This is a genomic window from Paenibacillus sp. LK1, from assembly GCF_002750415.1.
Taxonomy (GTDB): domain Bacteria; phylum Bacillota; class Bacilli; order Paenibacillales; family Paenibacillaceae; genus Paenibacillus; species Paenibacillus taichungensis.
Genome location: NZ_PEII01000008.1, coordinates 95502 through 109716, shown reverse-complemented (window position 1 = coordinate 109716; position 14215 = coordinate 95502). Strand labels below are relative to the sequence as shown.

Sequence of the window (14215 nt, the reverse complement as noted above, 5' to 3'; positions counted from 1 at the left end):
TAAGCAACTCCAATTTAACTAAGATGGTTATATTCACTTATGATACCTTACTCCGCTCTGTCTGTAACGATAAGCTTTAAGGAAGTTACTCAACAATTTGAAATTCTATCTCTCATCAATGCTAAAAAACTGAATATATTCTTCATGCCATGAAGTCCCTCCGCTCTCGACAATCAAAAAACAACCCGCTCTAACTCCGCAAATTCAATCCGATTACGCCCATTCTGCTTCGCCTGATACAACGCCTTATCCACCGCAGCGAACAGCTGAATCAGATACCCCTCCGGGTTATCCGGTACATGCTCCAATTCAAAATCCTCAATCGACAGAATGCCTATGCTGATCGTAATGGACACCTGTTCAATCTCGTGATCCACCATAATGCGGTTGGACTCCACAGCTAATCTTACGCGCTCCGCGATTTGGTTCGCCAAATCATGCTCCGTATACGGAAGGTAGATCATGAATTCCTCCCCGCCATATCGAGTTAGAATATCGGTGCTCCGAATGGATTCTTTGACAGCCTGAGCTGTACGATGCAGCACTTCATCCCCGATGACATGTCCGTAGCGATCATTGATCGCTTTGAAGTAGTCAATATCCAGCAGTATGAGTGAAAACGGCGTTTTATATTGAATGTTGGTGATGACCTCGTGATTCAGGTGTTGGGTCAGATAACGGCGATTGTAGCAGTTCGTCAGACTATCCGTCAGGGCGAGTTCTTCCAGCTTGCGATTGGCCTCGGACAACTCCAGACGAATGCGATCCAGGGCATGATTACGCTCCTGAAGCGTCTCGTTCTGCCGATTCATTTCTTTAACATAGAAGCGCTCTTGAGAGACATCCTGGAACGTAAGGATATGTCCAATAGGCGCGCGAGCAGCATCAACAATGGGAGACGCTTGGAGGATATAATGACGGATGTCATCCCGCCCCACGAGTACTTCAATTTGAGACAAGGTATTGTCCTTTTGCTTATACTCATCCAGAAACTTCTGACGGCTGCCCTCTACACGAACAGAACCCAGAAATGCCTCCATATCAAAAGAATCCCCCACATGCAGATCCATGAAGGATCGGGAGGCTTTGTTCAATTCAATAATCATCTCATTCTCATCCAGTACAAGGATGCCGTAAGGAATGGTATTGATCACATCCTCATGGGCAATGGAAACCAGATCGAACACATTGTACCTTTTAATGACATAGACGAAGAAAAGGTCGGACACGAAGATCCCCAGCGAAGTCAGTCCGGGAATAATGAACGGTAAATACGCTCTTAGAACCACATTAAGCAGAGCGTCGATTGTTGCAAAAGCAGCCAGCACGAATATGCCCCATAGCGTAACTTTCACCTGATTTTTAATCATGGAGGACGTTCGAGAAGAATAAAGTGCCCGGAACAAAATAAAGAGGGATGTTACAAAGTAACTCACGAGTATAGCCATGACAACCCAGAACCAGTGTCCATATTCCCGCTCGATATAACCGCCTTCCAGCGGAGTTACAAACCAGCCCCACGGGTTCAGGATCACGCCAACCGCTCCAATAACCGCAGGGATGAACAATAGGAAGGATTTTTTTGGGCCTAATCGCTCCGCTTCACCCGTAATGAAGATCGTAAGCAGCAGCCAACCACTCCCTAGTAAGGAAACGGCGACAAAAGATAACGTAACATAGAACAACTGCAAGCCGGGGTCCTTCGTCAACGTACTCGCAAATTGACAGAATGGCCAGAGCATCATCAACCCATGAAACAAAAAGTAAACCTTATGTAAGTTCGTAATTCTAACCGTTGCAAAAACATATACGTATACACCAAACAATAGGACGAATAGAAAGAGATCATACCATACTAATGGGCTCACGAATCTTCTCCTTTTTGCATGCGACAACGAAGATAGTATTGAACTGGGTTATTCCTTAACGCTATGTGAACCTTCGATAAACCTTTAAAAGATATTCCTATATTATTGCTATTGGTTAATTTAACCACATCTTATCACACCGCTAATGGGGTGAGTAGCCCATACAATGGCAAACCAACCAACCTCTGATTGAATTTTGCGCAATTTTTGCGTTTTTGTGAATGAAATTGAACGTTTAGATGTAAACCGGGAGGAAAGAAGACCTTGTTAGCTGTCGTAAGAGGCAAGCAGGTACGTATGTAGAGCCCTCCGTCACCGGACGGCCCTCTCCTCATTCGTGTACAGAAGCCAAAGGCAAATTGTCAGAGAACAAATCCGGATTATCTTGGAGCATGCCTGTGATCACTTCCGTCAACAAGGCTGCATCACACACTCTGACAATCGCATCGCCAAGCTGTCCCTTATGCATCGCACCTTTACGTTCAAGAACGTCATCCGCTTTCCAAAAATGCTCCGACCATGACAATCCGCAATGTCTCCGGGAAGGCACCGAAATTTCGGTTCCATCGGGTAAAACCGTGCGTAACATCTCGGGCTCATCCGTTAATCTGCCCGGGATGTCGACCCATTCTTCGATACCATGGATAAACGTATTCCGTTTCAGATCAACGCCGACCAAAAGAATGGTTGCCTTCCGATCAAGCAGTTTTCCCCAGGCTGAGCCTCTCGCACAAGGTGTATCGAAAAGATGATCGTCCTTCGTAACTGCTTCGGCGTCGCGTCCCAGAGCGGCTACCGAATGTGTAGGGTGCCAAGAACGTACTACTTCAGGTCGTTTGCGAAATAGTTCAGGAAGAATACCGACGCAGCATGGCGAAGATTCCACGTGGAACATCGGATTGTCCGCATTGATCGTGGACCATGTATGTGTTGGCAATACCAGCAGTCCGTCCTTCATATACTCGGTCAATGCATCCAGCACCGTATCCGCACCGCCTTCGACTTCGCCCATACTTTTCATGGAAGAGTGAACGAGCAGCGTCCCTTGATCGTCAATGCCAAGTTGGCGCAGTTGGTGTAGCAAACTTTCTTGGGTATGTATCATGAATAGATAACCTCCTTTGGGCTATTATAGCAAAATAGAGCGTAGACGACGGTACTAACGTTATCCTTTGCATTGGAGAGAGCACAAGACCCGTTTCAGGCCATACACCATACGCCTCATGGCAAGACAAAGGGCCGGGGAACCCCCCGGCCATAAGGAAAGAATTTGTATAAGTCCATAAATAACAAAACTATTTAATCACAACGTACTCCAGGTTCACCAATTTCGCATAGGTCACGATTTGATCCGTAGTCAGGTTCAAAGATACTACGGTATGGTGACCGCCGCCATTCTCAATCCAAGCTCTAACCCCATCCTGGAAGTTAGGCTTCACATTCCACAATACACGTGCTACCGGCAGATTAGGTGCTGGAACCGTTGGCTCGAATGCGGATACTTCGTTGATCAACAGTTTGTAATGTGTTCCGAAGTCCGCCATGGAAACCACGACGCCTTCTCCTGCTTTGCCATCGAATACGAGACGTGCAGGATCTTCACGATCGCCAATACCCAGTGGGGACACGATGATTTTAGGTTTGTTGCTGGCGAGTGTCGGGTCAACTTCAAGCATGTGGGATTGAAGGATAGCCTCTTGACCAACTGCCATCTCGTACGTGTAATCCTCCATGAAGCCCGTGTTTTCGTTGTGAGCCATGACTTTGAGCAGGCGATCCAACGCAGCCGTTTTCCAGTCACCCTCACCGGCAAATCCGTACCCTTGCGCCATCAGGCGTTGCACAGCCAGACCCGGAAGCTGTTTCATGCCATGCAGATCTTCGAAGTTCGTCGTAAAGGCACTGTAACCACCTTCGTCCAAGAAACGTTTGATCGCAATCTCATAGCTCGCTTGCACACGTACGCTGGCTTCCCAAGCTTCCTTACTGTTCGTGCCATAATCGAATTCATACAACTCTGCATACTGAGCGATCAAATCATCGATTTCTTGCTCCGTTACGGCATTCACGTATTGCACGAGGTCGCCGATACCGAAATAATCGACTGTCCATCCGAATTGGATCTGTGCTTCCACTTTATCCCCTTCGGTCACGCCCACGTTGCGCATGTTGTCGCCAAAACGAGCAACTTTGATGTTAAAGCTTTCATTATAAGCTACCGCTACGTCCATCCAGTCAGCAACCTGCTGTTGCACTTCTGGGCGCTCCCAGTAACCAACGACGATTTTGTTTTGTTTTCTCAGGCGTGCATTAATGAAGCCATATTCGCGGTCACCGTGAGCCGCCTGGTTCAGGTTCATGAAGTCCATATCGATCGTCGCCCATGGAATGCTTTCATTGAATTGTGTCGCGAGATGAAGCAACGGTTTTTGCAGCAAATTCGTACCCCGAATCCACATTTTTGCGGGCGAGAACGTATGCATCCAGGTGATCACACCCGCTACTTCGTCGCGGTAGTTCACTTCCTTCATGATGCTCGTGATTTTATCTGCGCTTACGGCCAAGTCCTGCAATACCAGCGGGTAGGGCAGAACGCCGCTTGCATTAAGGGCATCCGTGATTTTCTGTGCGTTGGCTTTAACCTCGCCCAGTGCTTCTTCCCCGTACAGATGCTGTGAACCGACGACGAACCAAAACTGTTTAGCTGCTGTTGCTGACATGTAATCATCCTCATTTCATTTTTATAGTTGAACAAATGGGTTACACTTACCACTCCGATTGCAGTACCATCTTCCGATCGCTGGTTATCCCCGGATTTCTTTGATCAATTTTAATAAGGATGATATCCGGTTATAAAGGAGAGCGCTTCGCTTCTACAGATTGGTACTGCACTCTCCGTTATCGTGTAAAAGTTTGATACAACTTCATTGGTAGTAGTAACAAACAACTTATTCGCTTGAATTATTATCAACCGATCGCTACATAACCAAATTACTTCTGTCCGTAATAGGCGTCTTTTCCGTGTTTCCGCAAATAATGTTTATCCAAAATGCCTTGCGGCAGTTCTTTTGCAAAGTTATTCAATTGCCGCGCATACAGGTTCATTTTGCACACCTCCTCCAGCACGACGCTGTTCACAACCGCCGACTTGGCGTCTTTCCCCCATGTAAACGGTGCATGTCCATGAAGCAGAACTGCCGGGATTGCCATCACATCCAGCCCGCGCTGTTCAAATGTTTCAATAATGAGGCGGCCCGTCTCCGCTTCGTATCCGCGATCAACTTCATCCTGGTTCAAGAAACGGGCACAAGGTACGGCACCATAGAAGGTGTCAGCATGCGTCGTCCCCATCACGGGTACGTCCAGACCAGCTTGCGCCCAGATGGTCGCCCAAGTGGAATGAGTATGCACAATACCACCGATTTCCGGGTAATGTTTGTATAGCACAGCATGTGTCGCGGTATCAGAAGAAGGTCTCATTTCGCCCTCCACCACATTGCCGTCCAGATCCACCACAACCATGTCGCTTGGCTTCATCTTGTTATAGCTGACACCGCTCGGTTTGATGACAAACAGGCCACTATCCCGATCCATTGCGCTGACATTACCCCATGTGAACTTCACGAGTCCGTGCTTCGGCAGCTCCAGATTCGCCTCATAGACCTCTTCTTTCAGTTGTTCTAACATGTGTTAGTCCCTCCCGTTCTCTACCAGATGATCTACCGCCGCCTGCTCAATCGCGAGGCCCTTCCGGTAGCGTTCGATAAATGCTTCAAACCCTTTGACATCCGATGCATCCGGCGAAACTTCCTCACCCTGGACATCGCTGAAGACCTTCTGCTCTAGGAACACATCCAGACTCTCCTGCTGATCTTTGTTGATCATGTACGAGGCCAGAAGCGCCATACCCCATGCGCCGCCTTCACCCGCTGTAGACATGACTGACACCGGCACGTTCATCGCTGCGGCTACAATCCGCTGACCGACGACAGGGGTCTTGAACAGACCACCATGAGCCAAAATGCTGTCAATCGCCACATGCTCGTTCTTCGTCAAAATGTCCATGCCGAGCTTGAGTGCACCAAACGCGGTGAACAGATGCGTGCGCATGAAGTTCGCCAGATTGAAGTTGCTTTCCGGGGAGCGGACGAACAATGGACGGCCTTTATCGATGCCGGTAATGTTTTCACCCGAGTAATAACCGTAGCTCAGCAAACCGCCACCATCCGGGTCAGCTTCCAACGCCTTATTGAACATCACGCTGAACAATTTACCGGTGTCGACTTCGTATCCCATAGCCTCGGAAAATTCACGGAACAATCCAAGCCAGGCATTAATATCGCTGGAGCAGTTATTGGCATGCACCATGCCTACCGGACTGCCGTCTGGTGTCGTAACCATATCGATCTCGGGATACACTTTGGATAATTCCTTCTCCAAGACGATCATTGCGAAAACGGACGTGCCGACGGAGATGTTGCCCGTACGCTTCCTCACGCTATTCGTTGCTACCATGCCCGTTCCGGCATCGCCTTCTGGCGGACAGAGCGGAATGCCTGACTGCAAATCATTCGAAGGGTCGAGTAGCTTAGCTCCCGCTTCGGTTAACTCACCAGCATTCTCACCAGCGAGATAAACCTTGGGAAGAAGGTCCTCGACCTTCCACGGATAACCTTTACTTGCGATCAGTTCATCGAACTGCTTGATCATGGATGGGTGATAGTTATGCGTAGACTCGTCGATTGGGAAAATGCCCGAAGCATCGCCGATACCGATGGCTTTATTGCCCGTCAGCAGCAAGTGTATGTAACCAGCCAGAGTTGTCAGGTGATCGAAGCGAGGTACATGGGTCTCTTCGTTCAAGATCGCTTGGTACAAATGAGCGATGCTCCACCGTTCCGGTATATTGAACTGTAGAAGATCCGTCAGCTCCCTCGCAGCCTTCCCGGTGGTCGCGTTACGCCACGTCCGGAACGGTACCAGCAGTTCTCCCGCGCTATCCAAAGCGATATATCCATGCATCATGGCGGAGAATCCGATGGAACCTACCGTTTGCAACGTGATTCCGTATTTCCGCTCTACGTCTTGCTTCATCTCACGATACGCAGTCTGAAGACCTGTGATAATATCCTCTTGGTCGTACGTCCAATATCCGCCTTTCAGGAGGTTCTCCCATTCATAACTACCTGACGCGATGGTCTCAAAACGTTCGTCAATCAACACCGCCTTGATCCGTGTCGAACCAAATTCAATGCCTAGTGAAGTGGCTCCCTTGCTAATCGCTTCTTTCATATCCACATGACTCATGATCACGTAGTCCCCTCTCTGACCACAGTAGGTAAAAGTAAAAATATAATTGCCTTAAAGATGATTGAATTGGATTCATATTTCGGTTCATTGAAAAGAATGCGCTTTCCTTTTCTGACAGCCTTAGTATATTTTTTGTACGTACATTTGTCAATAATATATAATAGTTATACTTACATTAGTTAAGATATAACGTCTAAATGATCTCATTTCTGTGCTTAAAAGGTTATTTTGTAGGGTACACATTTCTGTTTAAGGATGGGAATTGTACGGTTTATTTTGTAAAACTGGCTGTTACATAGCCATTCCATTCGAATCATGATAAAATATGTACGTACAACTATGAATATGACGATGTTTTTTATAGATAAGTAACGATGAAAGAAGTGGACTGCGTGAAGCCAAAGTATCAGGTCATCATTGACGATATCAAAAGCAATATCCTATCGGGAACCTATAGCGTAGGCGAACAAATCCCTACCGAATCCGCACTGCAGGACAGCTACAACGTGAGCCGCCAGACGGTGCGAAAGGCCATTTTGGAGCTATCAAACGAAGGCTTTTTGAGAAGCGAGAAAGGTTCCGGCACCTATGTAAGCAATCTGTATCGATCCAGAACTGGCGGGAACACGATGAAAAAAACAATCGGCGTCATCACGACGTATATTTCCGATTACATCTTCCCCTCCATCATCCGCGGCATTGAAGGCCGATTAAATGAAGACAATTATTCGTTGCTGTTAGCCAGCACCAACAACGACGTTGCACAAGAGAAAAAAGCGCTAGAGATGATGCTCTCTTACGGTGTGGATGGCCTGATCGTCGAACCGACCAAGAGTAATCTGTACAACCCCAACATAGCGTACTACCTTTCCTTTAAAGAGCAGGATGTACCGTTTACAATGATTAATGCCTTTTATGAAGAGCTGGAGGTGCCTTTCTTCTGTCTGGATGACGTGCAGTCCAGCTACCTAGCTACTCGGGAACTGATCGCCAAGGGACATAGCCAGATCGGCATTATCGCGAAAATGGATGATTTACAAGGGAAATATCGGATGAAGGGATATATCAAAGCGCTGGGCGAAGCCAAGTTGCGGTTTCATCCCGAGCAAGTGCTTTCGTTCGATACGGCATCGAAGCCGGACCTCTCCACCAATCTGGAGGTGTTCCTGGAGGAAAACAGAGATGCGCTAACATCCCTTGTCTGTTACAACGATGAGGTGGGCCTAGAAGTCGTACATGCATGTAGAAAGCTGGGCATTTCCATTCCAGACGAGTTATCCATTATCGGCCAGGATAATTCTTATATCGCCAAGAACGCCAACATCAAACTCACGACGTTAACTCATCCCCAAGAGCAAATGGGCCGTGACGCTGCGGATTGGGTCATCAAGAAACTACAAGGCAAAAAGGATCTGCCCACCAACACCTACTACCAGCCCGTGCTGGTTGAGGGTGAAACAGTAAAAGAAATTGTGCTGGAATAGTATTGGGACTAAGCATGAAAAAAGGGCCGTTGAATTGTTCAACGGCCTCTATCCATATATAAGTGATTAAATTACTCCCACCGAGGAGAAACCGAATCTACTTCGTTTCAGCTTCATTTTCATATTCCAAACTCACAATGACACCTTTCTTCTCCAGTTTTTTTATAACCTGCTCCGCCTGTTCATTCAACGGATTGCCGGCCAACGATACCTCTATTAAATGGGGTATGGTGTCGAGCACTGCAATATCTTGAATGAGGTTATCCTCCACATAAAGATACTCCAATGCTGGATGGTTCTTTAACGGACTTAAATCTTGAATTTTATTACCATCCATAATGATCCACTCTAGATTTAGTTTCTGAAGAGGACTTAGGTCTGCTACCTGATTGCCGCTGGCAAGCAAACTGGTCAACTTATGTAAATTTTTCAATGGTGTTAGGTTTTTAATTTGATTACCACTAATCAAGAGACTTTCTAGATTACTTAACCCGGAGAGTGGGGATAGATCTGAGATCTGATTCCCTTCAAGAACTAAGAACTCTAGTTTTTTCAACTTGCTGAGCGATGTAATATTTTTTATTTTATGACCGGGCATAATTAGATCCACCAGGTTAACGGCATGTTCAAGTCCTTGCAAATTGGAAATCTTGTTTTTGGTATCCTCGGCATATAACGATTTTAATTTCTTCAGATCGCTCGTCTTGACTTCTTTTTTAGATGATATCTTCAATGTTGTCCGAATAACTTTTGACAGAGCCACATCTTTAATAACAGGTGCAGCCGACATGGTTGTTGCCGGTAATAATATGAGAACCAAACAAAATACAATCATATTTTTTACGAATTGAGTAGGCATTTCAGTCTCCTTTAAGCATCTTAGATTATGTGTCATATGTTTATATAAAATTCCCAGAAAAGTACATCTTTTACGATGGTACTTCCTTTCTTCAACTTTGTCCATGATGAATACGTTTCGTCAAATCGCCGCCATCTCCACAACCAGAACAGTAGACCCTGAAACGGCAGATTTGGGCATCAAGAAACTGCAGGGCAAAATGGATCTTCCCACCAACACTTACTACCAGTCCGTGCTGGTTGAGGGAGAGACAGTCAAAGAAATTGTGCTGGAATAGTATTGGGACCGAGGTTTGGTTGATGTAAATTAAGGTATAACCCTTTATCTATCCAGGCAAATATTAAACTTGAGTCGACGAAAAGCTCTACACAGTTTGTGAGTATCACGACTCCATCCACCAATATGTGGACGGAGCTTTTTGCGTCTGTTTTTCTAAACTTTTTCACTTGTTTAATGAAGAAATTGATACTTAACCGGAGGTTACCATTTACAAATTTTTCATTGACACTTCCTTTCAAATAAAGATATATTTATTGATGTTGATAATCATTCTCATATGTAAAACGTTTTATATTCATCTGCTTTGATGAGTTTTCACAGCCTGAAAGTCAGAATCAACAAATATATTACAGATTAGAAAGGGGAAACACATGAACACGAAAAGAAAGCTCTCTTTAATGACACTACTTATTTCGGTAGTGCTGATCCTAGCCCTGGTAGGTTGTGGAAGCAAGCCAGCAACTCCTGCAGCGAGTCCGGCTGCGAGTGATTCAGCAACGACCGAAACAACCGAAACACCAGCCGCTCAAGATGAGAATACCGAATATCCGATTACGATCAAGCATGCTTTGGGAGAAACCGTTATTGAGAAAAAGCCTGAGCGTGTAGCTACGGTTCAATGGGCTAACCATGATGTCGTTCTCGCTCTTGGACAAGTTCCTGTAGGCTTCTCGGCGGCAAACTTCGGCGTTCAAGATGACAGCGGACTCTTGCCTTGGACTGCGAAAAAACTCGAAGATCTCGGCGTAACAGACCCGAATGTTTTCAAGGACACAGACGGTCTTGATTTTGAAGCCATTTCCGATTCCAACCCGGATGTTATTCTTGCAGCTTACTCCGGTATTACTCAGGAAGACTACGATCTTCTTAGTGAGATTGCTCCAGTTGTAGCTTATCCGACTGCTCCTTGGGCAACAACTTGGCGTGAACAGGTTCTCTTCAATTCCGAAGGTATGGGCATGAAAGCAGAAGGCGAGCAACTGATTAAAGACACTGAGGCTATGATTAATGAAAAAGTAAGCGCCTATCCTCAGATTAAAGACAAAAAAGTGGTTTGGGTAAACTTCTCAGCTGAAGATATGTCTAAACTGCATATTTATACACCTGTAGACTCCCGCGTCTCATTCCTGAATGAGTTGGGACTGGTTGTTCCAGAAAGCATCACTAGCCAAATTACGGACCCTAACAGCTACTCCCTAAGTCTAAGTGCTGAGAATGCTGAAGCCCTTAATGATGCGGATATCCTTGTTGGATACGGAAATGCCGAGTTGTTGAAAGCTCTTCAGGCTGATCCGCTTCTTGGTAAAATTCCAGCAGTTAAACGTGGTTCAGTAGCATTCATTGAAGCAGATACACCTTTGGTTGCTGCTGGAACGCCAAACCCACTGTCGATCTCTTATACGATCGATGATTATCTGAAACTGATCGGCGGAGCTATTGATAAAATAAATGAATAGTTCATCGATTCCGAATAACAATCAACCACGCTTGAATATCCCGAAAAATTTCGGGCTGGTTCTGGTCATCTGCTTTATCCTGCTCATTGTAAGTGTGGTAGCCTCACTGGTCCTCGGTTCTCGGCCAGTGGGGTTTCATGAACTAATCGACGGATTATTTCACCCGGAAGTAGACTCCTATGGGGCAAACATCGTGCGCAAACGGATTTCCCGAACTGTCTTCAGTTTATTATGTGGGGTGGCACTCGGAGTATCGGGAGCAATTATGCAAGCCGTCACGCGAAACCCGCTTGCTGACCCAAGTATATTGGGTGTTAACACAGGCGCATCTTTGTTTGTGGTATGCGGCATTGCGTTCCTGAACATCAGCAGCGCGGGGCAATATATATGGCTGGCTTTGGCTGGGGCTGCGATTACTGCAGTATTTGTATTCGGAATCGGCTCTATGGGGCGTGGCGGCGCCACGCCCATTAAGCTTGTTTTGGCAGGAGCTGCTGTAAGCGCTGCTCTTTCATCTCTGGTCACCGCCATCATGATTCCCCGCTCGTATGTCATGGACCAATTCAGGTTTTGGCAAGTGGGAAGCGTCGGCTCGGCAACCTGGAGTGGGATCGGCACATTCATCCCGTTTCTGATCATCGGAATTCTCATTGCGTTTATTACCGCTCCCGCACTTAACGCGTTAGCGCTGGGAGATGATGTGGCTACGGGATTGGGCGTTCGAACCGGAACACTGAGGCTTATTTCCGCCCTTGCGGGTGTACTGTTATGCGGAGCGGCTACCGCTCTGGCTGGACCTATTGGTTTTATCGGATTGTTATCCACTCACGTCATACGCCTTATTATTGGGCCTGATTTACGCTTCGTCATACCCATGTCAGCCATTGCTGGTGCGATCATTCTGACAATCTCCGATGTAGGGGGCAGACTCGTTAGTAACCCTGGCGAGCTTGAAGTCGGCGTAGTGACTGCATTTATAGGTGCTCCCATACTCATTATTCTAGCTATACGATCGAAAGTGCGTTCATTATGACCAATCATTCTATTGAATTTATTATGGCGGGAAGACGTCAAAGACGCCGCCGATGGATCCTTGTCACTAGTCTCCTTGCCGTACTGGCATGCATTCTATGCTGCGCCATGCTTTTACTAGGAAACACGATATATCCGGTGAAGGACGTCATTCAAGCCCTTTCCGGTGAAAAAATCAAGGGTGTCTCTTTTGCCGTGAGTACCATACGTCTACCCAGAATGCTGACCGGCCTTTTTGCCGGATTTGCGTTCGGTATTGCAGGTTACACGTTCCAGACCATGTTGCGGAATCCCCTTGCAAACCCCAATGTCATCGGGATCACGTCTGGTTCAAGTGCTGCTGCTGTTTTTTGCATCGTCATTCTTCATGCAAGTGGAGCCGTCGTGTCCTTCGCTGCGGTAATTGCAGGCCTGGTCACCGTTCTGTTCATTTATGTACTATCAAGAGGAAAAGTATTTTCCATCGGACGATTGATCCTGATCGGTATCGGCATACAAGCGATGCTTGATGCTGTCATCTCCTATCTTCTTCTGGTTAGTTCTGAAAAGGATGTTCCCTCAGCGCTCAGATGGCTCACAGGTAGTCTTAACGGTTCACAGATGCACGAGCTTCCGCCTCTTGTGATCACCGTCATCATCTGTTCGCCGATCATCATCTTGCTGGGCAAACATCTCAGCATTTTGGAGCTTGGTGAACAATCGGCATTTTCCCTGGGCGTAGACACGGACAAGACCAGAATTGCACTTATTGTGAGCTCTGTCTGTATGGTTGCGATTGCTACGGCTACCACAGGTCCGATCGCTTTTGTCTCATTCCTTTCGGGCCCTATTGCCAAAAGACTCGTCGGTGTGGGCTCCTCCAACATTATTCCGGCAGGTCTTGTTGGTGTCAACCTTGTCCTGGCATCCGATCTTATCGGACAATTTGCTTTTGAGTACAGATTCCCCGTAGGCATCATTACCGGATTACTCGGAGCACCTTATCTGATCTTCCTGTTAATCCGAATGAATCGAAAGGGGGAACTATAATGAAAGCAACACATATTTTTCAAGCCGAACAACTCGTCGCAGGCTATGAGAACAAAACGATTATACATGGTGTGGACCTCGTTATACCCAGTCATAAGATAAGCGTTATTATCGGATCCAACGGATGCGGTAAGTCCACGCTTCTTAAAACGATGGCCAGGCTCATCAAGCCCATATCCGGCAAGGTCACTTTAGACGGTAAGCCCCTATCCAAAATCCCACCCAAGCAGTTAGCTCGTGTGGTGGGGCTGCTACCCCAGTCTCCCATTGTCCCGGAAGGGATCTCTGTAGCGGATCTGGTCGGCAGAGGACGGTTTCCGCACCAATCCTTGTTCAGTGGCTGGACCAAAAAAGATTACGAGGCCGTTGCCGAAGCAATGACCATCATGAATATCACCGAGTTTGCCAATCATAATATTGATGAGCTCTCAGGCGGCCAACGACAACGTGTCTGGATAGCCATGGCATTAGCGCAACAAACGGACATCCTGTTTCTCGATGAGCCGACAACCTTTTTGGATATCACCTATCAAGTCGAGATTCTTGACCTGCTCACGGAGCTTAATCGGAAACACGGAACAACGATCGTCATGGTGCTTCATGACATCAACTTGTCCGCACGTTATGCAGATCATATCTTCGCACTTCATACAGGTAAGCTGGTCGCTGAAGGAGTACCCTCAGAGGTCATTACAAGCACACGGGTCAAAGACATCTTCGGCCTGGACTGCACGGTAATTGATGACCCGATTTCGGGATCTCCGATGGTTGTACCAAAAGGGCGATATCATGTGAATCATGAGGTAACTTCCTAACAGGATTTAAACCAAACAAATCTCTAACCTTAAAAGGGCAAGTTAGCGCCGTTGTCACGACTGACGCTAACTTGCCCTTCAT

11 protein-coding genes and 1 pseudogene are annotated in these 14215 nt (G+C 46.8%); 6 read left to right on the top strand and 6 right to left on the bottom strand.

Going from position 1 to position 14215, the window contains the following annotated elements; genetic code table 11:
- Window positions 1-173 precede the first annotated feature (173 nt).
- From CS562_RS18545 to CS562_RS18525, 5 genes are all read right to left on the bottom strand, one after another.
- Window positions 174-1868 carry a histidine kinase N-terminal 7TM domain-containing diguanylate cyclase gene (locus CS562_RS18545; RefSeq protein WP_099857802.1) on the bottom strand — a complete coding sequence of 565 codons (1695 nt, stop codon included), beginning with the start codon at window positions 1866-1868 and terminating at the stop codon, window positions 174-176.
- Window positions 1869-2199: 331 nt separating this feature from the next.
- The gene (locus CS562_RS18540) at window positions 2200-2970 is read right to left on the bottom strand and encodes an AAC(3) family N-acetyltransferase (protein ID WP_099857997.1); all 771 of its coding nucleotides are present in this window, start codon (window positions 2968-2970) and stop codon (window positions 2200-2202) included.
- Window positions 2971-3163: 193 nt separating this feature from the next.
- Complete coding sequence (araA, locus tag CS562_RS18535; RefSeq protein WP_099857800.1) at window positions 3164-4588, bottom strand: L-arabinose isomerase; 1425 nt, start codon at window positions 4586-4588, stop codon at window positions 3164-3166.
- A 271-nt stretch (window positions 4589-4859) separates the two neighbouring features.
- Window positions 4860-5555, bottom strand: a complete 696-nt coding sequence (locus tag CS562_RS18530; RefSeq protein ID WP_099857798.1) for an L-ribulose-5-phosphate 4-epimerase — start codon at window positions 5553-5555, stop codon at window positions 4860-4862.
- A 3-nt stretch (window positions 5556-5558) separates the two neighbouring features.
- Window positions 5559-7175 (bottom strand): xylulokinase, encoded by a 1617-nt coding sequence (locus tag CS562_RS18525; protein ID WP_099857796.1) that lies wholly within the window; start codon window positions 7173-7175, stop codon window positions 5559-5561.
- Window positions 7176-7570: 395 nt separating this feature from the next.
- Between CS562_RS18525 and CS562_RS18520 the strand changes: the two genes are divergently transcribed.
- Window positions 7571-8662 (top strand): GntR family transcriptional regulator, encoded by a 1092-nt coding sequence (locus CS562_RS18520; protein WP_099857794.1) that lies wholly within the window; start codon window positions 7571-7573, stop codon window positions 8660-8662.
- Between the two features lie 97 nt (window positions 8663-8759).
- Here the strand turns inward: CS562_RS18520 and CS562_RS18515 are convergent, their stop codons facing one another.
- The gene (locus CS562_RS18515) at window positions 8760-9521 is read right to left on the bottom strand and encodes a leucine-rich repeat domain-containing protein (protein ID WP_180287180.1); all 762 of its coding nucleotides are present in this window, start codon (window positions 9519-9521) and stop codon (window positions 8760-8762) included.
- Between the two features lie 160 nt (window positions 9522-9681).
- On the opposite strand from CS562_RS18515, the pseudogene CS562_RS18510 reads away from it, so the two are divergent.
- The 5 genes and pseudogenes from CS562_RS18510 to CS562_RS18490 all read left to right on the top strand — a co-directional run.
- Window positions 9682-9798, top strand: a pseudogene (locus tag CS562_RS18510) (GntR family transcriptional regulator); the annotation flags it as partial.
- 373 nt (window positions 9799-10171) lie between these two features.
- On the top strand, window positions 10172-11257 hold the full coding sequence (locus tag CS562_RS18505; protein ID WP_099857790.1) for an iron-siderophore ABC transporter substrate-binding protein: 1086 nt from the start codon (window positions 10172-10174) through the stop codon (window positions 11255-11257).
- The gene (locus tag CS562_RS18500; protein WP_099857788.1) at window positions 11250-12290 is read left to right on the top strand and encodes a FecCD family ABC transporter permease; all 1041 of its coding nucleotides are present in this window, start codon (window positions 11250-11252) and stop codon (window positions 12288-12290) included. The genes CS562_RS18505 and CS562_RS18500 overlap by 8 nt, the downstream gene beginning before the upstream one ends.
- On the top strand, window positions 12287-13318 hold the full coding sequence (locus CS562_RS18495; protein WP_076287221.1) for a FecCD family ABC transporter permease: 1032 nt from the start codon (window positions 12287-12289) through the stop codon (window positions 13316-13318). Before CS562_RS18500 ends, CS562_RS18495 begins: the two co-directional genes overlap by 4 nt.
- Window positions 13318-14133 carry an ABC transporter ATP-binding protein gene (locus CS562_RS18490; protein WP_099857786.1) on the top strand — a complete coding sequence of 272 codons (816 nt, stop codon included), beginning with the start codon at window positions 13318-13320 and terminating at the stop codon, window positions 14131-14133. Before CS562_RS18495 ends, CS562_RS18490 begins: the two co-directional genes overlap by 1 nt.
- Window positions 14134-14215 lie beyond the last annotated feature (82 nt).

What these genes read in the sequence shown, in the direction of transcription:
- CS562_RS18505 (WP_099857790.1), top strand. Translation starts at nt 10,172, where the DNA reads ATGAACACGAAAAGAAAGCTCTCTTTAATGACACTACTTATTTCGGTA.
- CS562_RS18530 (WP_099857798.1), bottom strand. Translation starts at nt 5,555, where the DNA reads ATGTTAGAACAACTGAAAGAAGAGGTCTATGAGGCGAATCTGGAGCTG.
- CS562_RS18495 (WP_076287221.1), top strand. Translation starts at nt 12,287, where the DNA reads ATGACCAATCATTCTATTGAATTTATTATGGCGGGAAGACGTCAAAGA.
- CS562_RS18525 (WP_099857796.1), bottom strand. Translation starts at nt 7,175, where the DNA reads ATGAGTCATGTGGATATGAAAGAAGCGATTAGCAAGGGAGCCACTTCA.
- CS562_RS18500 (WP_099857788.1), top strand. Translation starts at nt 11,250, where the DNA reads ATGAATAGTTCATCGATTCCGAATAACAATCAACCACGCTTGAATATC.
- CS562_RS18490 (WP_099857786.1), top strand. Translation starts at nt 13,318, where the DNA reads ATGAAAGCAACACATATTTTTCAAGCCGAACAACTCGTCGCAGGCTAT.
- araA (WP_099857800.1), bottom strand. Translation starts at nt 4,588, where the DNA reads ATGTCAGCAACAGCAGCTAAACAGTTTTGGTTCGTCGTCGGTTCACAG.
- CS562_RS18515 (WP_180287180.1), bottom strand. Translation starts at nt 9,521, where the DNA reads ATGCCTACTCAATTCGTAAAAAATATGATTGTATTTTGTTTGGTTCTC.